The sequence below is a fragment of the Paenibacillus sp. J22P277 genome, assembly GCF_059383675.1.
Genome location: NZ_JBXENS010000006.1, coordinates 43,388 through 63,997 on the forward strand (window position 1 = coordinate 43,388; position 20,610 = coordinate 63,997).

The window sequence follows — 20,610 nt, forward strand, 5'->3', positions numbered from 1 at the left end:
CTAATGCGTTTGTACCGGCGCATGCGCTTCCGTGACGGCCAGCGCGTGTTGCAGCACCTCATCCATCGTCCCGACCGGCACGAATTCCATGTCGGCTTTCACGCTGTCCGGAATATCGCGGAGGTCGCGCTCGTTCTCCTTCGGCAGAAGGACTTTCTTGATGCCTGCGCGGTGCGCGGCAAGCGATTTCTCCTTCAGGCCGCCGATCGGCAGCACCCGTCCACGCAGGGTGATTTCGCCGGTCATCGCCACTTCCTTGTTGACGTATCGGTTGGTGAGCGCCGAGATCAGCGCCGTCGCCATCGTGATGCCGGCCGAAGGTCCGTCCTTCGGAATGGCGCCTTCGGGAATATGGATATGAATGTCGTTCTTCTCATGGAATTGCGGATCGATTCCAAGCTCGTTCGCCCGGGAGCGCGTATAACTGAACGCGGCTTGCGCCGATTCCTTCATGACGTCGCCCAGTTTGCCGGTCAAGGTCAGCTTGCCGCTTCCCGGCAGCACCGTGACTTCGATGACCAGCGTATCGCCGCCCACTTCCGTCCAGGCCAGACCGGTCACGGCGCCGACTTGATTCTCGACTTCCGCCGTACCGTAGCGGAATTTCGCCGGTCCGAGCCATTCCTTCACTTTCGCCGAATCGACCTCGATCGCATGCGATTCGCCTTCGCTTACGATCGCTCTCGCTGCTTTGCGGCAGATCGCCGCGATTTGCTGCTCGAGGTTGCGGACGCCGGATTCGCGGGTATATTCGCGGACGACCTGCAGCAGGCTGCTTTCGCCCATCACCATCTGCTCATCGCCGAGACCGTGTTCTTTCTTCTGCTTCGGCAGCAGGTAACGCGAGGCGATCTGGAGCTTCTCGAGTTCCGTGTAGCCCGGGATGTACAACACTTCCATCCGGTCGAGGAGCGGCCGGGGAATGTTATGGATCGCGTTCGCGGTCGTGACGAACATCACTTTAGAGAGATCAAACGGCACTTCGATAAAGTGATCGCTGAACGTGTTGTTCTGCTCCGGATCCAAAACCTCCAACAGCGCGGATGCCGGATCGCCGCGGAAATCCATCGCCATCTTGTCGATCTCGTCGAGCAGGAATACCGGATTGAGCGAGCCTGCCGTCTTCATGCCTTGAATGATACGGCCCGGCATGGCGCCGACGTACGTCCGGCGATGTCCGCGGATCTCCGCTTCGTCGCGAACGCCGCCGAGCGAGATACGGACGAATTGGCGGCCGAGCGATTTGGCGATCGAACGGGCCATGGACGTTTTGCCGACGCCCGGGGGCCCTACGAGACAGAGAATCGGTCCTTTCAGCTTCTTCACGAGCTGTTGGACGGCCAGGTATTCCAATACCCGCTCCTTCGGCTTCTCCAGCCCGTAATGATCCTCGTTCAAAATGCTCTCGGCTTTGTTGACGTCCAGATCGTCCTCGGTTTGCTTGCTCCAAGGAAGTGATAGTAACCAATCGATATAATTGCGGATGACGCCGCCTTCGGCCGATGTGGAAGGCATCTTCTCCAGCCGGTCGATTTCCTTCTCGACCTTCTCCCTGACCCTCTCCGGAATACCGGATTCGGCCATCTGGGTGCGAAGCTCCTCCACCTCGCCTGCTCGTCCTTCTTTCTCCCCGAGCTCCTTTTGAATGGCTTTCATTTGCTCGCGCAGATAGTATTCCTTCTGGGTCTTCTCCATCTGCTTCTTGACGCGCTGGCTGATCTTGCGCTCCAGCTCCAGCACTTCGCGCTCGTTGTTCAGGATGTCGAGAAGCCGCTCCAGGCGCTCGCGCACGTCGACCGTCTCCAGGATATCCTGCTTATCCTTGATCTTGAGCGAGAGATGGCTCGAGATCACGTCGGCGAGCCTGCCCGGCTCGTCGATATCGGATACCGCGGCAAGCGTCTCCGGCGTCACTTTCTTCGACAAATTGATATAATGCTCGAACTGGTTAAGCACCGTGCGCATCAGCGCGTCGATTTCGGGATCCGTCGTTTCGGACTCCGGAAGTTCCCTGATGGATACTTCGTAGAAGTCGTCGTTCGGCAAATAATCGACGATCTCGGCGCGAACGACGCCCTCTACCAGCACCCGGATCGTGCCGTTCGGCAATTTCAGCATCTGCCTGACTCTCGCCACCGTGCCGACGCGGTAAATATCTTCCTGCGACGGCTCCTCGATGTTTACTTCCGACTGCGAGCAAAGCAAAATCATATGATCGTCCAGCATGGCGCGATCCAGCGCCCGCACGGACTTATCTCTGCCAACGTCCAAATGCAGCACCATGCTTGGATATACAAGAAGCCCCCGTAAGGGCAGCAGGGGCAATCGACGACCTTTCCATTTAGCAGGTCCCATTCCAGCACCTCCGTCGTTGAAGTTCACGTTCACCCTATCGTGACCGAAAACCTCGGCCTTAAGTCTTAAAGCCTTTCTCCATTTTATCACTCAACGGAATCAGCCTGCAAATAGGGCAAGCCCGTCGCGATAAAAACGTCGGCCGGTTGTACCGGAGCCGCCGCCGGAGCGTCCATGTATTCCGCCCCGAAGACATGGCGGAACACTTCCTCGACGTGATCGACCGGAATGACCCGCACGCCTTGCAGGTCGGCGAAAATCGCCTGCCAGTTCTCGCGCGGAATAATGACGGTATCGGCTCCCGCCTGGAATGCCGCTTCCACCTTGGCCAGCACGCCGCCGACGGGCTTGACGTTCCCGTGAATGCCCACTTCGCCCGTCATGGCAAGCTTGTGGTTGATCGGCTCTCCCTTGATCGCGGAGGCAATCGCCGTCGCCATCGCGATGCCCGCGGAAGGCCCGTCGATCGGCGTGCCGCCCGGGAAGTTGATATGCAAGTCGTAGTTTTCCGGCTTCATGCCCATCCGCCGCAGGACGGTAAGCACGTTCTCGATGGAGCCCTTCGCCATGCTTTTGCGCCGGAGCGTACGGCTGCTCCCGCCGCCGAGTTCCTCTTCGTCGACGACCCCGGTGATGGTGTAGACGCCTTTCCCCGGACGCGCGCCGATCGCGCTGACTTCGATTTCGAGCAACGTGCCCATATTAGGTCCATACACGGCCAGGCCGTTTACGAAACCGACCTGCGGGGCGGCCGGCACCTTGCGGTCCGGGCGGGGAGGAATTTGGCTGCTGTTGACCACCCATTCCACGTCGGAGGCCGTGATGAATTCCCGTTTCTCCGACAAGGCCAGGCCGGCGGCAAGCTGAATGACGTTGACCGCTTCGCGGCCGTTCGTGGCATAGCGCGTAACGACGTCGATCGCTTCCTGCGACGGCGGCAGACCGATTTTCTTGAGCGCGTTGACCGCGATCTGCGAAATCTCGTCCGGCAGCAGCGGACGGAAATAAATCTCCATGCAGCGCGAACGCAGCGCCGGCGGCAGTTCTTGCGGCGACCGCGTCGTCGCGCCTACAAGCCTGAAATCCGCAGGAAGCCCGTTTTGAAAAATATCGTGTATATACATCGGAATGTTGTTGTCTTCCGAATTGTAGTACGCGCTCTCCAGGTACACCTTGCGGTCTTCCAGCACTTTTAACAATTTATTCATCTGGATGGGATGCAATTCGCCGATTTCATCAATAAACAGCATGCCCCCGTGCGCTTTCGTGACGGCACCGGGCTTCGGTTGCGGTATACCCGCGACGCCCATGGCGCCCGCACCTTGATAAATCGGATCGTGAACGGAACCGATGAGCGGATCCGCGATGCCGCGCTCGTCGAAACGGGCGGTCGTCGCATCGATCTCGGTGAACTTGGCATCGGCCAAAAACGGGGAAGTCGGATTCTTCTTCGCTTCCTCCAGCACGACGCGGGCAGCGGCCGTCTTACCGACGCCAGGCGGGCCGTATATGATGACATGCTGCGGGTTGGCGCTGCAGAGCGCCGCTTTCAGCGCGCGGAGGCCATCGCGCTGGCCGACGATGTCGTTGATCGTCTGCGGACGCGTCTTCTCGGACAGCGGCTTTGTCAGCGACACGGAGCGCAGCTTGCGCAGCTTATCCATTTCTTTGCGGGACTCGCGGTCGACGGCAGACCGGTTCGTCTTCTGGTTGCGCAGCAAATTCCAAAAATACAAACCGATCACGATCGCGAAGAACACTTGAATGAACATCAGAATCACACTTAAACTCATTTGCGACACTCCTCTCGTCACAGAAAGGACAGCTCGGGCCATTCTTCCCGTACAAAAAAATCCGGCCTTTACAGGGCGTATACTGTTCAGTATTGCCCCCGGCCGGATGGAATAATCGCGCTATTCGACTAAAGTTTGTTCTTATGCGGTTACGTGCGCGCCAGGCTGATGCTTGCGACCGGGAATTTCGCCCGTCTCTTCGAACACGCGCACGATTTCGTCGATTTCTTTCTTCAGCTCGGAGAGCAGCTCCGCTTCAGGCACCTTGCGGATCATTTCCCCGTACCGGAACAGCATGCCTTCGCCGCGGGCGCCGGCGATGCCGATATCGGCCTCGCGCGCCTCTCCCGGTCCGTTGACCGCGCAGCCCAGCACCGACACCTTGATCGGCACTTTGATCTTGCTGATATAGTCCTCGACTTCGTTGGCGATCGAGAACAAGTCGATATCCAACCGGCCGCAGGTCGGGCAGGACACGAGCGTTGCCGCGTTGGTGATGAGGCCGAACGTTTTGAGCAGCTCGCGCGCTACTTTCACTTCTTCGACCGGATCGGCGCTCAGGCTGATCCGAACCGTGTTGCCGATGCCCATGGAGAGCAGCGCGCCGATGCCGGCCGAGCTCTTGATCGTGCCGGTATGCAGCGTTCCCGCTTCCGTAATGCCGAGATGAAGCGGATAGCGGATGACTTCCGCCGCCATGCGGTACGCCGCGATCGCCATCGGCACGTCGGACGCCTTCAACGACACGATGATATCGTGGAAATCCAGCTCTTCCAGGATGCCGATGTGGAACAAGGCGCTCTCCACCATCGCTTCAGGCGTAGGGTAGCCGTACTTCTCGAGCAGATGGTTCTCCAGCGAACCGGCGTTGACGCCGATCCGGATCGGGATATTACGTTCTTTGCAGGCTTTGACGACCGCTTCGACCTTCTCGCGGCGCCCGATATTGCCTGGATTGATCCGGACCTTGTCCACGCCGTTCTCGATCGCGGCCAAAGCCAGACGGTAATCGAAATGAATGTCCGCGACAAGCGGGATATGAATGCGTTTCTTGATTTCCTTGATGGCTTCCGCCGCTTCTTTATTGTTCACCGTGACGCGGACGATCTGGCAGCCGGCTTCTTCCAGCCGCAAAATCTCGGCGACGGTCGCTTCGACGTCGGCCGTCTTCGTCGTGCACATGCTTTGGATAATGACTTCGTCGCTGCCGCCGATCGTCAGCGGACCGACCTTGACCGGAACCGTATCCTTGCGCAAATACATGATATAACCTCTCCCATGAACGTCAAAGTCCACCCCTGCAAACTGCAATAGTCAGGCCGCAGCAAGCAGAGGTGGAAGCATTTGAGGTGTTATTTAGTGGATCAGGCGCTTTCTTCCTTCTTCTTGCCCTTCTTGGAAACAAGCTCCGGCATGATCCGGTCCTGAACGACCTTCTCCGTAATGAGGCAGCTGCTGACGTCGTCGCGCGAAGGCACTTCGTACATCACGTCGAGCATCAAGCCTTCGATGATCGCGCGCAGGCCGCGCGCGCCCGTATTCCGTTTAATTGCTTCCTTGGCGATCGCTTCGAGCGCGCCCATTTCGAACTCGAGCTTCACGTTGTCCATCTCCAGCAGCTTCTGATACTGCTTCACGAGCGCGTTCTTCGGCTCGGAGAGGATACGGACAAGCGCGCTTTCGTCAAGCGGCTCCAGCGTCGAGATGACCGGCAGACGGCCGACGAACTCTGGGATGAGGCCGAATTTGAGCAAATCCTCCGGCAGCACCATCGACAGGTATTCGCCTGCCTTCAGATCCTTCTGGCCATCGCCTGCCGTATTGAAGCCGATGACTTTCTTGCCGATCCGGCGTTTGATCAGCTGTTCCAAACCGTCGAACGCACCGCCGCAAATGAACAGGATGTTCGTCGTATCGATTTGGATGAATTCTTGGTGCGGATGCTTGCGGCCGCCTTGCGGTGGCACGGATGCAACCGTTCCTTCCAAGATCTTGAGCAGCGCCTGCTGAACGCCTTCTCCGGAAACGTCGCGCGTGATCGACGGATTCTCCGACTTGCGCGCCACTTTATCGATCTCGTCGATATAGATGATGCCCCGCTCGGCTTTCTCCACGTCATAATCCGCTGCTTGGATAAGCTTCAGCAAAATGTTCTCGACGTCCTCGCCGACATAGCCGGCTTCGGTAAGCGAAGTCGCATCCGCGATCGCAAACGGTACGTTGAGGATTTTCGCCATCGTTTGCGCGAGCAGCGTTTTACCGGAACCGGTCGGTCCGACGAGCAAAATATTGCTCTTCTGGAGCTCGACGTCTTCCAGCTTGTTCTGCGAATTCACGCGCTTGTAGTGGTTGTATACCGCTACGGAGAGCGACTTCTTCGCCTGCTCTTGCCCAATGACGTATTGATCCAAAATATTGCGGATATCGCGCGGTTTCGGAATGTCTTTCAGATCGAGCTCTTCTTCGTGCCCGAGCTCCTCCTCGACGATTTCCGTGCACAGCTCGATACATTCATCGCATATATAAACGCCCGGTCCGGCGACAAGCTTGCGCACTTGATCCTGCGATTTGCCGCAGAACGAGCATTTCAATTGACCTTTTTCGTCGTTGAATTTAAACATGAGTTTTCACCCCTTCTTGTTGGTTCGACTGTCTTTATAGGGACGTGACGACTTTATCGATCAGGCCGTAGTTCAATGCTTCTTCGGCGCTCATGAAATTGTCGCGGTCCGTGTCGCGGTCGATACGTTCGTAAGGTTGACCCGTACGGTCCGACAAAATTTGATTCAGCTTCTTCTTCGTCTTCAGGATCCAATCCGCGTGGATCGCGATATCGGAAGCTTGCCCGCGCACGCCGCCAAGCGGCTGATGGATCATGACTTCGCTGTTCGGCAGCGCGAAGCGCTTGCCTTTGGCGCCCGCCGTCAGCAGCAGGGAGCCCATGCTTGCGGCCAAACCGACGCAAATGGTCGAAACATCCGGCTTAATGAACTGCATCGTATCGAATATACCCATGCCTGCAGTTACGGAACCGCCCGGTGAGTTAATGTACAGATGAATATCCTTCTCCGGATCATCGGCGGCCAGGAACAGCAGCTGCGCGATGACGGCATTAGCTACGTCGTCGTCGATCGCACTTCCCAGAAAAATTATCCGATCCTTCAAAAGACGGGAGTAAATATCGTAAGAACGCTCTCCCCGATTCGTTTGCTCAACGACCATAGGTACCAGATTCATGCGACCAACCTTCTTTCGTTATCGACTTGTAAATCACTACTTATTCTAACATGTTCCGAATGCAATGTCATTTTTCTGAATACTACAGTATACGATACGGGTAAATACATATGTACGTGACTGGCTCCGCACCGCGAAAAACCGCCGGTGAGGATAAAATAAGGCACGCGTTAAACGTGCCTTATCGGTAATGGAGTTTGGATTGTCGGCGGAGCCTTAAGCGACTGCCGTCTCGGTCTTGCTGTTGTCGAGCAGGAACTTGATCGTTTTGCGCAGGACCAGATCTTCTTTGATGTTGTCAAGGTTGCCGTTTGCTTCGAAAATCTCGCGCAGTTCAGCGGCAGGACGGTTGTATTGACCGGAAAGGTTCTCAAGCTCTTCGTTCAAGTCTTCATCGCCCACCGTAATGCCTTCGATTTTGGCGATTTGTTCCAGAACGAGGTTGTTGCGAACGCGTTTCTCGGCATCGCTGCGCATTTGACCGCGAAGCGCCGCTTCGTCTTGGCCGGAGAACTGGTAGTACAGTTCCATATTCATGCCTTGCGTGCGAAGACGGTTCTCGAAGTCGCGCAGCATGAAGGTCGTTTCGGACTCGATCATCGCTTCCGGAATGTCGACCACGGCCACTTCAGCCGCTTTCTCGACGACGGCCGCTTCGCGCGCGGATTCGTTTTCTTTAACTTTGCGCTCGGACAATTTTGTCTTCAGATCGGCTTTGTACTCGTCAAGCGTATCGAACTCGCTTACGTCCTTGGCGAACTCGTCGTCAAGCGCAGGCAGGTTCTTGCGTTTGATTTCATGCAGCTTCACTTTGAACACGGCTGCTTTGCCGGCAAGGTTCTCGGCATGGTAAGTCTCGGGGAACGTGACTTCGATGTCTTTGAAATCGCCGATTTGCATGCCTACGACTTGTTCTTCGAAGCCGGGAATGAACGAACCGGAACCGAGCTCCAGGGAATGGCGCTCGCTTTTGCCGCCTTCGAACGCTTCGCCGTCGACGTAACCGTCGAAGTCGATGACCGTGATGTCGCCAGTCTCCGCCGCGCCTTCTTCAAGGACCGTAAGCTCGGCATGGCGCTGTTGCAGACGGTTCAGCTCGGCAGCAACTTCTTCTTCCGTGACTTCCGCTTCGGCCGCAGGCACTTCAAGGCCTTTGTACTCGCCAAGCTCGACTTCAGGCTTGACCGTTACTTTAGCGGTGTACTTGAACGTCTGGCCTTTCGCGAATTGCTCGACGTCGATCTCCGGACGGTCCACCGGGAATACGCCGGTTTCTTTCAGCGCTTCCGAGTAGGTGTCCGGAAGCAGGATGTCGATCGCGTCTTGGTACAGGCTTTCGATGCCGAAACGGGCTTCGAAAATGCTCCGCGGCACTTTGCCTTTGCGGAAACCGGGAACGTTTACTTTCTGAACGACCTTCTTGAATGCTTTGTCGATCGCTTCGTTAACTTGTCCTGCTTCAACTTCAACGTTGATCGAGACAAGATTCTTGTCTATTTTTTCCCATGTTGCTGTCATGTTATGCTTTCCCCTCCAAATTAAATAACGCTTCTGCGTCAGATCTTACCCGTAATAAACCATTCTATTATACTCAACAATCAAACGAATATCAAGACTTGCCCCCGTCATCCTCCAAACGCAATTGCACGATTTGGCGAAGCGTCCTGCAAGCCTGTTCGTACCGGAAGCGGAGGGCGTCCGTAATGCCGTATGTATCCCGGACTTCGTCGTCGTTGACCCGTCCGTAAAGCGATAATTCCAATACTTGGTGAAGCGCGGCCGAGTAGCTGTCCACCGTCTCGTCGTCGTCGTTCTGCAGCCGTTCGTACGCCGTCGTGCCGTAAATGCATTGGAGGCACTCTTTCCATAACTCGCGCGCGAAATGAGGCAGGGACACCTCGATCACTTCGGTCACGGACTCTACCCGTTCGACGACTCTGGTCACGACCGGCGGGAATTCTTCCATGGAAAGCGGGGTCGCTTCGATCTCCAGCTCCACGAACTCGCCCATCCGCTCGAGACCGACCGTCCCCGTCACGCCCCGCTTCTTCAGGCATTGCAGCGCTTTGAACTGCAGCTCCGGATGAAGCTCCGCGCTCGTCAGCCAGTTCAGGATGACCTCGTCGACGCCCGGATGCGTCAAATACGCCGCGCGTTCCAGCGCGAGCAGCTGCTGGTCCGCCACGGGATGATGCTGCATGATATAGAGCACCTGCTGCACGTAATCCTCGTCGTACTCCGGCGGGGCGAGCGCCCGTTCGCGGAGCGCGTCCTCGTTGTCTTCGTCTTCTATGTATGCGGTCGTGCCATTTCCCGTGCTCTCGTAACCGGGGAAGGCGACGTCAAGCCAGGTCAGCAGATTGCTCCACTCTTCGTAATGCCGCTTCTCCTCGCCTTGGCAATGGAGCAAAAAGCGCAGCAGATCCTTCGCTTCTCCGTACTGCTCGGACTCCAAAAGCCGGGTGAGATGATTTTGGTACTGGTCGAGCATATTAGGAAATAAGTAAACGTTCTCTCTATTGTCATCGTGGGAAGAATTGGACGTCGTAATAGAATCACCGCCTTGTTTGCCGTACTGCCCGCCGGCCTGATGTTCGGGTAGAGTTCGATTATAACACTCCATGCCGTTCATTTCCATTTTGGCCGAAGCCGATTTTTTTGAAACATGAATGCCGCTATTTTAATAGAGTCGCATGAGCCATGGCGCGGACCGACGAATACAATGAAGATTATGGGTTGCAATTTTAAAATGCCCATGCTATATTATTTCCTACGTGTCCCAGTAGCTCAGTTGGATAGAGCACACGCCTTCTAAGCGTGTTGTCGGGGGTTCGAATCCCTCCTGGGACGCCATTTCATTGGCTTCCGGACACGCGGTCGGCAGCACGAAATATCCGAATCGAACCATCCTCCCGAACGCTCGGCGACATGCCGGCGTTCGGGATTTTTTTGTTTTGCGTTAAGAATGCGAAGCCATGCGTTTAAATAAAAAGGGATCGCCGCAATATAAGGGAATGCCGTCTTTGCTCAAGCAAGCCATATTCTTTTGAAGGAGTGATCCCGCATGACGCAGCAACAGCCCAAACGTCCGACATCCTTTCCCCCGCAGCACCAGAATAGGCAGCCCGGTCTCGAAAGCGAGATGAATCCGCGGCCGCAATTTCAATCGGAAGCGTACAAGCCCGCCGGCAAGCTCGCCGGCAAGGTAGCCGCGATTACCGGCGGCGACAGCGGCATCGGCCGCGCCGTCGCCCTCATGTACGCCAAGGAAGGCGCGGACGTCGCGATCATGTACCTCGACGAGCATGACGATGCCGGGGATATTCAAGAACTCGTCGAAGCGCTCGGCCGCAAATGCCTCACGATCGCCGGCGATATCGGCGATCCCGCCTTTTGCAAAGACGCCGTCGAGAAGATCGCCGACAAGCTCGGCGGGCTCGACATCGTCGTGAACAACGCCGCGGAGCAGCACCCGCAGGATAAAATCGAACAAATCACGCCGCAGCAGCTGGAACGCACGTTCAAGACGAACATCTTCGGCATGTTCTATGTCACGCAAGCCGCCATGCCTCACCTGAAGAAAGGCTCGGCCATCATTAATACCGCATCCATCACGGCCTATCGCGGGAGCCCGACGCTGTTGGATTATTCCTCGACGAAAGGCGCGATCGTCGCTTTCACCCGCTCGCTTGCGATGAATCTCGCGGAGCAGGGCATTCGGGTCAACGCGGTGGCGCCCGGACCGATCTGGACGCCGCTCATTCCGTCGACGTTCGACGCCCAGCAGGTCGCCCAATTCGGCGCGGACACGCCGATGAAGCGGGCGGGACAGCCGGACGAGCTGGCTCCGGCATACGTCTATCTGGCCTGCGGCGACTCCTCCTATATGAGCGGGCAGGTGCTTCACGTCAACGGCGGCGAAATCGTCAACGGCTGATAGACGCACGAAAGCCGGGACCCCTTCATGCAAGCGGCATGGAGGCGTTCCCGGCTTTTTCAGATTCGCTTGAGCAGCCGCGCGATGGAACGGTCCGCTTCGCGGAGGACGTTCCGTTTGTCGACCGTCTTCACCTTACCCCGCTCCACGACAAGCTTGCCGTCAACCCACACGTAGGCTACGCTGCTTCTCGACGCTGCGTAGACGATCCGCGAGTACGGATCCGCGTCATAGGAAGGAAACGTATGGAAATCCTCCAAGTCGAGCAGCACGGCGTCCGCCTTCTTGCCCGGCTCGATGCTGCCGATCAAATGATCCAGTCCCAGCGTCCTCGCGCCGCCGATCGTGGCCATGCGCAGCACCGTCCGGGCGTTCATCGCTTCCGGACCGCAGCGGGCTTTGTGCAGCAGCGCGGTCAAGCGCATCTCCTGAAACATATCCAATGTGTTGTTGCAGGGCGCCCCGTCCGCGCCGATGCCCATCTCGATCCCCTGCTCCAGCAGCTCCGGCACGAGCGCCACGCCCGACGCCAGCTTCAGGTTGGAGCCCGGGCAATGCGTCATACGCGTCCCCGTCCGCCGCAAAATATCGCGCTCTTCGTCGTCCAGCCAGATGCAATGGGCTAGCACGAGCCGGGGAGACGTCAACCCGATATGATCCAAATAGACGACGTTGCGCATCCCGCGCTGCCGCATGACGAGATCGATCTCTTCCCGGTTCTCCGCCGCGTGCGTATGCACGAGCACGTTATGCTTCGCCGAGAGGTCCCTCACTTCCTTCAGCAGGCGTTCCGAGCAGGAGACGACGAAACGCGGGCTGTACGCGTATCGGATGCGGCCGCCGTCGTAGCCGTGCCATTTCTCGAGCAGCGCGGTGCTCTCGGCCACGGATCGGTCCGTCTCCTCCTGCAGCCCGGCCGGCACGTCGCCGCCGGCGTCCATCATCACTTTGCCGGAGATCGCCCGGATCCCGCCGGCCGCGAGCGCTTGAAAGGCGAAATCCGTATGGCTGACCGTCTCCATGTCGAGAATCGTCGTCGTCCCGCTCCGCAGCAGCTCGCCGATGCCGAGCATCGCCGAATAGTAGACGGATTCCTCGTCGTGCGCCGCTTCAAGCGGCCAGATGCGCGTCCGCAGCCAATCCATGAGCGCCATGTCGTCGGCCCGTCCGCGAAATAGCGTCTGACAGAGGTGAATATGCGTCTGGACGAAGCCGGGCAGCAGCAGCTTCCCCTTGGCCTCGACGACCGTGGTCGCCGCCGCGTCGTACTCCGTAATCCGTCCCCCGGCGGAAACGATGATATCATCCTTGAACATGACGTCACCGGTCACTATCTCGTCCTTTTCGTTCATCGTGACGATCGTCGCGTTACGCAACAGCGTCATTCCCATTGGGCAGCCCTCGCTTCCTCCGCAAGACATGCTAGCATCTTGTCAAGTATGCTCACATTGTAACATGGAAGCAAGTGAAGAAGATTGAACATTCGAAAAATTTATGACCCGTCCAATAGGCGCCGAATATCGCCCCGCACGCCGGGGTACGACAGCACCTGATCCTTGAACGTCTCCCGCTCGCCCCAATCCGTCTTCATCGTCGGCGTATCGAACAGCTCGTCGGTCATGTCCGCGAACGCTTGGTGCAGGCTGTTGTCGTACCAGTCGATCTCGCTCCTGGCGTCGTTGCTCACGACCGCGATCATGTCGTAATCGTCGTCCCGGGACCGGCCGAAATAGGCAAGCAGCTCAGGCGTCTGCGCGTCGCTCGTCCGCACCTCGACCTCCGCGCAGTGCAGGCCGTCGCGGTCGGCGGCTCTCCTGACATGCGCTTCCGTCACGATCATTGCAGGCTCCCGTCCGGAAACAGCCCCATCGTCGCCACATGCTGCTTCGTTTCGTCGGTTCCCAGCTCGTAGAGCAGCCGGTAAATGTCGACGAGCAGCCCGTCGGTGCCGGCGTTAATCTGCTTGTCGGACGCGGAACGAAACGGACTCAAAGCGTAAACGGATGCTTGCGCCTCGTCCATCGATGAATATTCCTCCATCAGTTCCTGCAGCCGGTTGAGCTCCTCCTCGTTCGCCGTTATCGCAAGCTCGTACGAAGCGACCGTCGGATCTTCCAGAATCGAGCCTGCCTGAACGGATACGTAATAGGGCTTTCGTTCATAATAGGATGCTTCGTGCTCGTTTGCCATTATTGAAAACTCCCTTCTAAACGTTTTGTGCGCGTGGCTTGCAGCCGGTCTGCCGGCAAGGAAAACAAAACTGCTTCGAAAGCATGATCCTAGCTCTAGCATCCCCCAGCGGACAGACATTTTATCCATCTCATGGGCATAACCATTCTAGTATCGCTGTTTTTAACCCTGCATCAGGAAAGGAATGAGAACCATGTGTGGATTCACGGGCTGGATCGATTGGACCGCTGACCTGACGAAACAATCCATCATCCTGGAGAAAATGACCGATACGCTGGCAAACCGCGGCCCGGACGCCTCCGGTACCTGGATCTCGCCGCATTGCGCGCTCGGACACCGCAGACTCTCCGTCATCGATCCCGCGAACGGAGCGCAGCCGATGGTTCGCATGTCCGACGACGATACCTATGTCCTCGTGTACAACGGGGAGCTCTATAACGCGCCCGAGCTGAAGAAGGAACTGGAGAGCCGCGGAAGGCGGTTTACGACGACCTGCGACACCGAGGTGCTGCTCGTCGCTTATATGGAATGGGGCCCGTCCTGCGTGGAGCGGTTCAACGGCATCTTCGCCTTCGCGCTGTGGGATTCGCGGGAAGAGCGGCTGTTCATCGCGCGCGACCGGCTAGGCGTCAAGCCGTTCTTCTTCTCCAAGCAGCTCGGCCGCTTCATTTTCGGCTCGGAGCCGAAGGCGCTGCTGGCGCATCCCGAGGTGAAACCGGAGGTCGGGCCCGAGGGCCTGGCGGAAATCTTCATCGTCGGACCGGCGAGAACGCCGGGCGTCGGCGTCTATCGCGACATCACGGAGCTGCTTCCCGGACAATGCGCGATCGTGAGCCGGGCCGGCACGCAAATCTCGCACTATTGGAGGCTGGAAAGCCGTCCGCATACGGAGAACGTGGAGCAGACCGCCCGGACCGTCGGCGATCTGCTGAAGGATACGGTGGAACGGCAGCTCGTCTCCGACGTTCCGCTCTGCACCCTGCTCTCGGGCGGCCTGGATTCCAGCGCGCTCACGTCGCTGGCGGTGAATTACTATAACGAGACCGGGCAGGGAACGGTTCATACGTTCTCGGTCGATTATGTCGATAACGACAAACACTTCAAATCCCATGCGTTCCAGCCCAACGCCGACGCGCCGTGGATCGAGCGCATGACGACGCATCTGGGCACGGTCCACCATCCGAAGGTCATCGACACGCCTGAGCTTGTCGGCGCGCTCCATGAGGCGATGACGGCGCGGGATATGCCGGGCATGGCCGACGTGGACTCGTCGCTGCTCCTGTTCTGCCGGGAAATCAAGAAAGAAGCGACCGTGGCGATCTCCGGCGAAGCGGCGGACGAAATCTTCGGCGGCTACCCGTGGTTTCACCGCGAAGACGCGCTGAACGCCGGCACGTTCCCATGGTCGCTGGCCGCCGGCATGCGGGCCGATCTGCTCTCGCAGGACGTCGCCGCTTGGATTCGGCCGCTCGAATACATCGGCGACCGTTACCTCGACGCCGTCGCGGAGGTCCCGCATCTCCCGGGCGAGGACGCGGCGGCCCGCAAAATGCGGCAGATGTCGTACCTCAACATTACCCGCTTCATGCCGACGCTGCTGGACCGCAAGGACCGGATGAGCATGGCGGTCGGCCTGGAGGTGCGCGTGCCGTTCTGCGATCACCGGCTGGTCGAATACGTGTTCAATATTCCGTGGGAAATCAAAACGGCTGGCGACCGGGAAAAGGGCATTTTGCGCAAAGGGCTGGAGGGCGTCCTTCCCCACGACGTTCTGTATCGCAAGAAGAGCCCCTATCCGAAAACGCATAATCCGAATTACCTGAACGCGGTTCGCACGCAGCTGCTGGATGTCATCAACGAAGGCAATTCGCCGCTGCTCCCGCTGATCAACGTGAAGAAAATCCGCCAGCTGGCGGAATCGGAAGAAGCCAGCTCCAATCTGCCGTGGTTCGGCCAGCTGATGTCCGGGCCGCAGCTGTTCGCGTATTTGCTGCAGATGGATATGTGGCTGCGCGATTATAATGTCGTGATTCGCTAAGGGCCGCCGAGCACGGGCAAGCGTATTTGATTTCCATGCCGAAATGCCGAATGCGAATGCCGAAAAACCCCATCCACTAGAGGAGCGCCGGCGAAAATTTCGCCTGCCCCTCTGCGAATGGGGTTTATTTACGTGGATCTTGAATCTCCGATCCGGAAGCTTCTGCGCCTCTAACGGACGTCCAGTTTCCCAAGCAAGTCCGCGAGCGCGCGGCCGCGGTGACTAACGGCCTGCTTTTCTTCCATCGTCATCTCCGCCATGCCCTTGCCCTCGGACGTCACCCAAAACAACGGATCGTAGCCGAAGCCGCCTTCGCCCTTGGGCCGATCCATGATGAAGCCGGGAACGTCGCCTTCGCTTTCCGCGAATTCGGCGGACGCCGGATCGTATAGCGCAAGCGCGCATACGAATCGCGCTTCGCCGAGCAGCGTCGTGCCGTCCGGCAGCCGCTTCGCCGATCCGCCCCCGTCCGTCGCGCGCGCCAGCTCCCGCAGAAGCTTCTCGTTATTGCGGCTATCCGTCGCGCCTTCCCCCGAATATCGGGCGGAATACACGCCGGGCTCCCCGCCGAGCGCCGACACTTCCAATCCGGAATCGTCCGCGAGCACCGGCATGTTCAGCGCTTCCGCCACTTCCCGCGCTTTCTTGCGCGCGTTCTCCGCGAAGGTGACGCCGTCTTCTACGACGTCCGGGAGGTTGGGATAATCGAACATGCTGACGACCTTCATGCCAAGCTTGCCGAAAGCATGCGCGAATTCCCTTACCTTGCCCGCGTTCTTGGTCGCGACGACGACCGTTCCGCCCCGAATCATGCCTTGCCCGTCCCGATCCGGCCGCCTTTGTCGCCGAGCACGTCCCGCTGCTTCGCGATCAAGCTGGCGATGCCCTCTTCCGCGATGGCCAGCAGTCCGTTAAATTCCTCCCGCGAGAAAGGCGCTTCTTCGCCGGTGCCCTGCACTTCGACGAACTTCCGGGCGCCGGTCATGACGACGTTCATGTCGACCTTCGCCTTGGAGTCCTCTTCGTAGTTCAAGTCCAGCAGCGTACGGTCCTGAATGACGCCGACGCTGACCGAAGCCAGAAAATCGGTTAAGGGGTATTTCGCGAAGGCCTGGTTCTTGTTCAGCTTGTCCACGGCCAGCGCGAGCGCGACGAAAGCGCCGGTAATCGAGGTCGTCCGCGTGCCTCCGTCCGCTTGAAGCACGTCGCAATCCAGCGTGATCGTACGTTCTCCGAGCGCGTGCAGGTCCACGACCGAGCGCAGCGCGCGGCCGATCAGCCGCTGGATTTCCATCGTGCGTCCCGTAAGCTTGCCTTTCGCGGATTCCCGATGATTCCGGACCTGCGTCGCGCGGGGCAGCATCGCGTACTCCGCGGTAATCCAGCCTTTGCCCTGCCCTTTCATGAATGGCGGCACCCGTTCCTCGATCGAAGCGGTGCAGAGCACCTTCGTATCGCCGAACTCGATGAGCACGGAGCCTTCCGCGTATTTGTTGGGTTGCAGCGTAATCGTAACCGGGCGAAGCTCGTCCGCCTGCCGTCCGTCCACTCTCATAATCTGTAATCCTCCTGTCGATGGGTCCAAACCATTTTACCAAAAGCCGACCCGAAAAACATCTCTGCCGCCATCCAAGGGCAAAAAAAGATCCGCCCCGGGGGCGGATAAGGCTTGCCCGGGGCGGATCTCGGCGGCGTCATTACGATTTGAACGGGGCATTCACGTACACGGGACGGCTGACGGGTTCGGCGTACGATTGATTTTCCGTATCGACGAAGTCCGATTTGCCGTTCAGCTTGATCTGGACTTTGCCGAGGCCAGTATTCTCGGTCAGGGACAGCACGATGGCTTGCAGCATCTCGGCCGGCTCGGCCTCGCCGGCTTGGTAGCCGTCGTCCTGAAGCTCGACCGTCACGACGTCCTTCGCCTTGGTGACGTTCTTCACGATCACGTCCGGCGTGATGACCGCGTTCAGCGGCTGGTTGCCGATCGGGCCGCTGATGAGCTGCTCGATCGCGGTCTTGGCGCGGTTGTTGCTGCGGTTTACTAGCCGCGTTACCGGCACATAATAAGGCTCGTTATCCGGCGAGAGCGCGGAGAAATACAGCGTCACCTGCGCAGAAGTGCTGTAATCGATTCCGTTCGCGGCTTCCAGGTTAATGCCGACCGCGCGCGTAAGCGGCTCGTCGACCGGCATCGCGTCGACCGGCATGACCGCAAGCTCCTTGCCTTCCATCCAAATCTTGACGTTCTGGACATCCTGCAGGCTTGTCAGCGTCCAGGTCACCGCCTCGACGATTTTCCGTTCGTCCGCGGCATCGTAATTCGCGAACTCCTTGGAGAAATCGACGATGGCGAGCTTCTGATCCGGAACGATATTCAGCTGCTTGATCGCGGTTCCCTCCGGCAGGATCGCCGAGAAGCCGTCTGGCAGCTCATTGGCGTACGGACTGCCGTCCACCATCATTTCAAGCGCTTTTTGTCCAGGCTTCTCGTCTTGTCCAAGCGCGGACATGACGGTAACCGGGGCGAGCAGACCGTTGCGGTCGCTTAGGTAAAGCGTCATTTGGGATTGGCCTTCTCCTTGCGCGGTCGTCGCGTCTTGATCGACATTCGTGCTGACGTCCTGCGTGCTGTTCGGCGGCGGATCGATGGATTCGCTCGCGGGCTGGGAAAACAATCCGCAGCCGGTCGTCAAGATGGGCAGAGCCAGCGCTCCGGCGAGCGCCGCCCGGCGAAACAGGCGATAATGAGTCATTAAACGTTTCCTCCCCATTTTGGATACATGGTGAAACCGGCCTTCAAACCTGCGGCATGCCGCCCTTTTGGTACAAGTCCTGCTTTGTAGTACTATGTATACGAGCCCTTCGAATCAATTAGACCAGTTTTGTCCACGAAATCGAGACAAGGAGTGCCTACCATTGACCAAATCCGATTCCTACCAATTGAACAGCACCAAAATCGCGGAAGCCACGAAGGAATGGCTCACGAAACGCGGCGTCGCGACGTCGCAAATCGCCGAACTCGTCATTTTTCTGCAAAAGGACTACTTCCCCGACCTCACGCTCGATGAATGCGAGAAGCACGTGGAAGCCGTGCTCAGCAAGCGCGAGGTGCAAAATGCCGTCCTGACCGGCATCCAGCTCGACATCCTCGCGGAGGAAGGCAAGCTGCTCTCTCCGCTGCAGGAGATGCTCGAGAACGACGAAGGCTTGTACGGCTGCGACGAGATTCTGGCCTTGTCCATCGTCAACGTGTACGGCAGCATCGGCTTCACGAATTTCGGCTACGTCGACAAGCTCAAGCCCGGGATCCTGAAGAAGCTGAACGATAAGCACGATGCGGCCTGCCATACGTTCCTCGACGACATCGTCGGGGCCATCGCCGCGGCTGCCAGCAGTCGGATCGCGCACCGCAAGCAGGCCGAGCGCGAGGGTGTCATCGGCCCGCCGATCGATTGAGACGGCACGCCGGACGGTACGCCAAAAAGGACGAAGAGATGCAACGCGCATCTGCCTCGTCCTTTTTTGATTGTCCATCAAACGCAATACCCTGTTTGATGCCGTATGAATATCCTAGTGCTCAGCGGTCGATCGCGCGGTACACGATGGACGCCGACTCCTTGCCTTGCCGGATGCAGTCCGGCAGCCCCACGCCGTCGAACGCCGCGCCGGCAATCCAGACGCCCGGCATCGCCGCACGCAGCTGCGCCCGCAGCTTGGCCGTCGCCTGCACATGGCCGACCGGATATTGCGGCATGGAGCGGTGAAGCCGCGTAATCTCCGTGAACAGCGGCTCCGCGGTGATCCCGAGCACGCCCCGAATGTCGCGGCGCACGGCTTCCTCCAGCGCTTCGTCGGGCAGGTCGACGACTTCCTCGTCGCCCGCGCGGCCGACGTAACAGCGCAGCAGCACCTTGTCTCCCGGACTGGCATGCAGCCATTTGGCCGAGGTCCACGTGCACGCCGTGATCGTGGTTCCTTCGGAGCGGGGCACGACGAAGCCGGAGCCGTCGAACTCGACGCCGAACGAAGCCTTGTCGAATGCCATGACGACGTTCGCGACCGAGACGTACTTGACCGCGCGAAGCGCGTCCACCGGCATATGCGGCTCGAGCAGGTCCGCGGCCTCCGAGGCAGGCGAGGTAATGACGATCCCGTCCGCGGACAAAATCTCGCCATCGCCGAGCAGCACTTCGTACGGTGCCGCTCCTTGCTCGATATCCTCCTTATCGTTCTGCCGGAACGCGACCGCGGAGCGACCCATCCGTCGTTCGGCACCGGCCAGCGCCTCGTTCAGCGCCTCCAGCATCGTCGACAAGCCGTTCTTGAACGTCAGGAACATGCTGCGCTGCAGCTGCTTCGGCAGCTTGTTCGGCGCGGCCGGCGCCGCGGCGCCTTTGCGCTTGTTGGCGCGCGTGCCGCGAATGAGGCTGCCGTGGCGCAGCTCCGCTTCCCGGAACTGTGGGAACGTCGACTGCAGGCTCAGCTTTGACAAGTCTCCTGCGTAAATGCCCGCCAGCAGCGGCTCCGCGATGCGCTCCATCACTTCCGCGCCGACGCGCCGGGTCAGGAACGAACCGACGGATTCGTCGCCTTCCGCCTTGCTGGCGGGAAGCACGAAATCAAGCATGGCCCGCAGCTTGCCGCCCCAGGACAGCAAGCCCGTCTTGGCGAACGGCATGATCTCGGTCGGCACGCCGAGCACGAGGCCCGGAGGCATGGGATGCAGCTTGCCGCGGTGCAGGATGTAGGTCTTCTTCGCCGCCGGGTTCGTGCCCGTCAGCTCGTCTTGAATGCCCAGATCGAAAGCCAGGTCGATAATCGGCGTCTTGCGCGCCAAAAACGAATCCGGCCCTTTCTCGATCACGAAGCCCTGCTTGCGCAGGGTATTGATTTTGCCGCCGATCCGCTCCGCCGGATCGACGATCGTAATCTGCGCCTCGCGTCCTCGCAGCTCCGCTTCCTTCAACAAATAAAAAGCGGAGCTGAGTCCGCTGATCCCGCCGCCGATGACGACAAAACGATCCAGCTTACCGTTACTCCGCATGCGCGAGTCATCT

At 58.8% G+C, this 20,610-nt stretch carries 17 protein-coding genes and 1 tRNA gene; 4 read left to right on the forward strand and 14 right to left on the reverse strand.

Going from position 1 to position 20,610, the window contains the following annotated elements:
- The 7 genes from lon to AC50YL_RS21165 form a co-directional block, all read right to left on the reverse strand.
- Positions 1-2,355 (reverse strand): endopeptidase La, encoded by a 2,355-nt coding sequence (gene lon / locus AC50YL_RS21135; protein ID WP_494834538.1) that lies wholly within the window; start codon positions 2,353-2,355, stop codon positions 1-3.
- Positions 2,356-2,441: 86 nt separating this feature from the next.
- Positions 2,442-4,148 carry an ATP-dependent protease LonB gene (gene lonB / locus AC50YL_RS21140; protein ID WP_494834539.1) on the reverse strand — a complete coding sequence of 569 codons (1,707 nt, stop codon included), beginning with the start codon at positions 4,146-4,148 and terminating at the stop codon, positions 2,442-2,444.
- Positions 4,149-4,289: 141 nt separating this feature from the next.
- Positions 4,290-5,411: a flavodoxin-dependent (E)-4-hydroxy-3-methylbut-2-enyl-diphosphate synthase gene (gene ispG / locus AC50YL_RS21145; protein WP_494834541.1), complete on the reverse strand. Its 1,122-nt coding sequence runs from the start codon at positions 5,409-5,411 to the stop codon at positions 4,290-4,292.
- Positions 5,412-5,512: 101 nt separating this feature from the next.
- Positions 5,513-6,769, reverse strand: coding sequence for an ATP-dependent protease ATP-binding subunit ClpX (gene clpX / locus AC50YL_RS21150; RefSeq protein WP_161744683.1), 1,257 nt, complete (start codon positions 6,767-6,769; stop codon positions 5,513-5,515).
- A 34-nt stretch (positions 6,770-6,803) separates the two neighbouring features.
- Complete coding sequence (gene clpP / locus AC50YL_RS21155) at positions 6,804-7,385, reverse strand: ATP-dependent Clp endopeptidase proteolytic subunit ClpP (protein ID WP_161744682.1); 582 nt, start codon at positions 7,383-7,385, stop codon at positions 6,804-6,806.
- 216 nt (positions 7,386-7,601) lie between these two features.
- Complete coding sequence (tig, locus tag AC50YL_RS21160; RefSeq protein ID WP_494834542.1) at positions 7,602-8,903, reverse strand: trigger factor; 1,302 nt, start codon at positions 8,901-8,903, stop codon at positions 7,602-7,604.
- 91 nt (positions 8,904-8,994) lie between these two features.
- Complete coding sequence (locus AC50YL_RS21165; protein WP_494834544.1) at positions 8,995-9,795, reverse strand: hypothetical protein; 801 nt, start codon at positions 9,793-9,795, stop codon at positions 8,995-8,997.
- 366 nt (positions 9,796-10,161) lie between these two features.
- On the opposite strand from AC50YL_RS21165, the gene AC50YL_RS21170 reads away from it, so the two are divergent.
- Both AC50YL_RS21170 and AC50YL_RS21175 read left to right on the forward strand, forming a co-directional pair.
- Positions 10,162-10,238 (forward strand) — tRNA-Arg (locus AC50YL_RS21170).
- A gap of 211 nt (positions 10,239-10,449) precedes the next feature.
- Positions 10,450-11,322: an SDR family oxidoreductase gene (locus AC50YL_RS21175; protein ID WP_494834546.1), complete on the forward strand. Its 873-nt coding sequence runs from the start codon at positions 10,450-10,452 to the stop codon at positions 11,320-11,322.
- Between the two features lie 59 nt (positions 11,323-11,381).
- Here AC50YL_RS21175 and AC50YL_RS21180 read toward each other — a convergent pair whose 3' ends face one another.
- The 3 genes from AC50YL_RS21180 to AC50YL_RS21190 form a co-directional block, all read right to left on the reverse strand.
- Entirely contained in the window at positions 11,382-12,713 is a 1,332-nt protein-coding gene (locus AC50YL_RS21180; protein WP_494834547.1) for a 5'-deoxyadenosine deaminase, read from the reverse strand.
- A 101-nt stretch (positions 12,714-12,814) separates the two neighbouring features.
- Positions 12,815-13,162, reverse strand: a complete 348-nt coding sequence (locus tag AC50YL_RS21185; protein WP_494834549.1) for a hypothetical protein — start codon at positions 13,160-13,162, stop codon at positions 12,815-12,817.
- Entirely contained in the window at positions 13,159-13,512 is a 354-nt protein-coding gene (locus AC50YL_RS21190) for a hypothetical protein (RefSeq protein WP_494834550.1), read from the reverse strand. Before AC50YL_RS21190 ends, AC50YL_RS21185 begins: the two co-directional genes overlap by 4 nt.
- A gap of 193 nt (positions 13,513-13,705) precedes the next feature.
- On the opposite strand from AC50YL_RS21190, the gene asnB reads away from it, so the two are divergent.
- The gene (asnB, locus tag AC50YL_RS21195; RefSeq protein ID WP_494834552.1) at positions 13,706-15,550 is read left to right on the forward strand and encodes an asparagine synthase (glutamine-hydrolyzing); all 1,845 of its coding nucleotides are present in this window, start codon (positions 13,706-13,708) and stop codon (positions 15,548-15,550) included.
- 170 nt (positions 15,551-15,720) lie between these two features.
- Here the strand turns inward: asnB and rdgB are convergent, their stop codons facing one another.
- From rdgB to AC50YL_RS21210, 3 genes are all read right to left on the reverse strand, one after another.
- On the reverse strand, positions 15,721-16,362 hold the full coding sequence (gene rdgB / locus AC50YL_RS21200; RefSeq protein WP_494834553.1) for an RdgB/HAM1 family non-canonical purine NTP pyrophosphatase: 642 nt from the start codon (positions 16,360-16,362) through the stop codon (positions 15,721-15,723).
- A complete protein-coding gene (gene rph / locus AC50YL_RS21205) occupies positions 16,359-17,105 on the reverse strand; it encodes a ribonuclease PH (RefSeq protein WP_494834554.1) in 747 nt (248 codons plus the stop codon). The genes rdgB and rph overlap by 4 nt, the downstream gene beginning before the upstream one ends.
- 142 nt (positions 17,106-17,247) lie before the next feature.
- Positions 17,248-18,306 (reverse strand): GerMN domain-containing protein, encoded by a 1,059-nt coding sequence (locus tag AC50YL_RS21210; RefSeq protein ID WP_494834556.1) that lies wholly within the window; start codon positions 18,304-18,306, stop codon positions 17,248-17,250.
- Between the two features lie 163 nt (positions 18,307-18,469).
- On the opposite strand from AC50YL_RS21210, the gene AC50YL_RS21215 reads away from it, so the two are divergent.
- Positions 18,470-19,009, forward strand: coding sequence for a phosphatidylglycerophosphatase A family protein (locus AC50YL_RS21215; RefSeq protein WP_494834558.1), 540 nt, complete (start codon positions 18,470-18,472; stop codon positions 19,007-19,009).
- Between the two features lie 121 nt (positions 19,010-19,130).
- Here the strand turns inward: AC50YL_RS21215 and hemG are convergent, their stop codons facing one another.
- Entirely contained in the window at positions 19,131-20,597 is a 1,467-nt protein-coding gene (gene hemG / locus AC50YL_RS21220) for a protoporphyrinogen oxidase (RefSeq protein ID WP_494834559.1), read from the reverse strand.
- Positions 20,598-20,610: the final 13 nt, after the last annotated feature.

What these genes read in the sequence shown, in the direction of transcription:
- lon (WP_494834538.1), bottom strand. Translation starts at nt 2,355, where the DNA reads ATGGGACCTGCTAAATGGAAAGGTCGTCGATTGCCCCTGCTGCCCTTA.
- lonB (WP_494834539.1), bottom strand. Translation starts at nt 4,148, where the DNA reads ATGAGTTTAAGTGTGATTCTGATGTTCATTCAAGTGTTCTTCGCGATC.
- ispG (WP_494834541.1), bottom strand. Translation starts at nt 5,411, where the DNA reads ATGTATTTGCGCAAGGATACGGTTCCGGTCAAGGTCGGTCCGCTGACG.
- clpX (WP_161744683.1), bottom strand. Translation starts at nt 6,769, where the DNA reads ATGTTTAAATTCAACGACGAAAAAGGTCAATTGAAATGCTCGTTCTGC.
- clpP (WP_161744682.1), bottom strand. Translation starts at nt 7,385, where the DNA reads ATGAATCTGGTACCTATGGTCGTTGAGCAAACGAATCGGGGAGAGCGT.
- tig (WP_494834542.1), bottom strand. Translation starts at nt 8,903, where the DNA reads ATGACAGCAACATGGGAAAAAATAGACAAGAATCTTGTCTCGATCAAC.
- AC50YL_RS21175 (WP_494834546.1), top strand. Translation starts at nt 10,450, where the DNA reads ATGACGCAGCAACAGCCCAAACGTCCGACATCCTTTCCCCCGCAGCAC.
- AC50YL_RS21180 (WP_494834547.1), bottom strand. Translation starts at nt 12,713, where the DNA reads ATGGGAATGACGCTGTTGCGTAACGCGACGATCGTCACGATGAACGAA.
- AC50YL_RS21185 (WP_494834549.1), bottom strand. Translation starts at nt 13,162, where the DNA reads ATGATCGTGACGGAAGCGCATGTCAGGAGAGCCGCCGACCGCGACGGC.
- AC50YL_RS21190 (WP_494834550.1), bottom strand. Translation starts at nt 13,512, where the DNA reads ATGGCAAACGAGCACGAAGCATCCTATTATGAACGAAAGCCCTATTAC.
- asnB (WP_494834552.1), top strand. Translation starts at nt 13,706, where the DNA reads ATGTGTGGATTCACGGGCTGGATCGATTGGACCGCTGACCTGACGAAA.
- rdgB (WP_494834553.1), bottom strand. Translation starts at nt 16,362, where the DNA reads ATGATTCGGGGCGGAACGGTCGTCGTCGCGACCAAGAACGCGGGCAAG.
- rph (WP_494834554.1), bottom strand. Translation starts at nt 17,105, where the DNA reads ATGAGAGTGGACGGACGGCAGGCGGACGAGCTTCGCCCGGTTACGATT.
- AC50YL_RS21210 (WP_494834556.1), bottom strand. Translation starts at nt 18,306, where the DNA reads ATGACTCATTATCGCCTGTTTCGCCGGGCGGCGCTCGCCGGAGCGCTG.
- hemG (WP_494834559.1), bottom strand. Translation starts at nt 20,597, where the DNA reads ATGCGGAGTAACGGTAAGCTGGATCGTTTTGTCGTCATCGGCGGCGGG.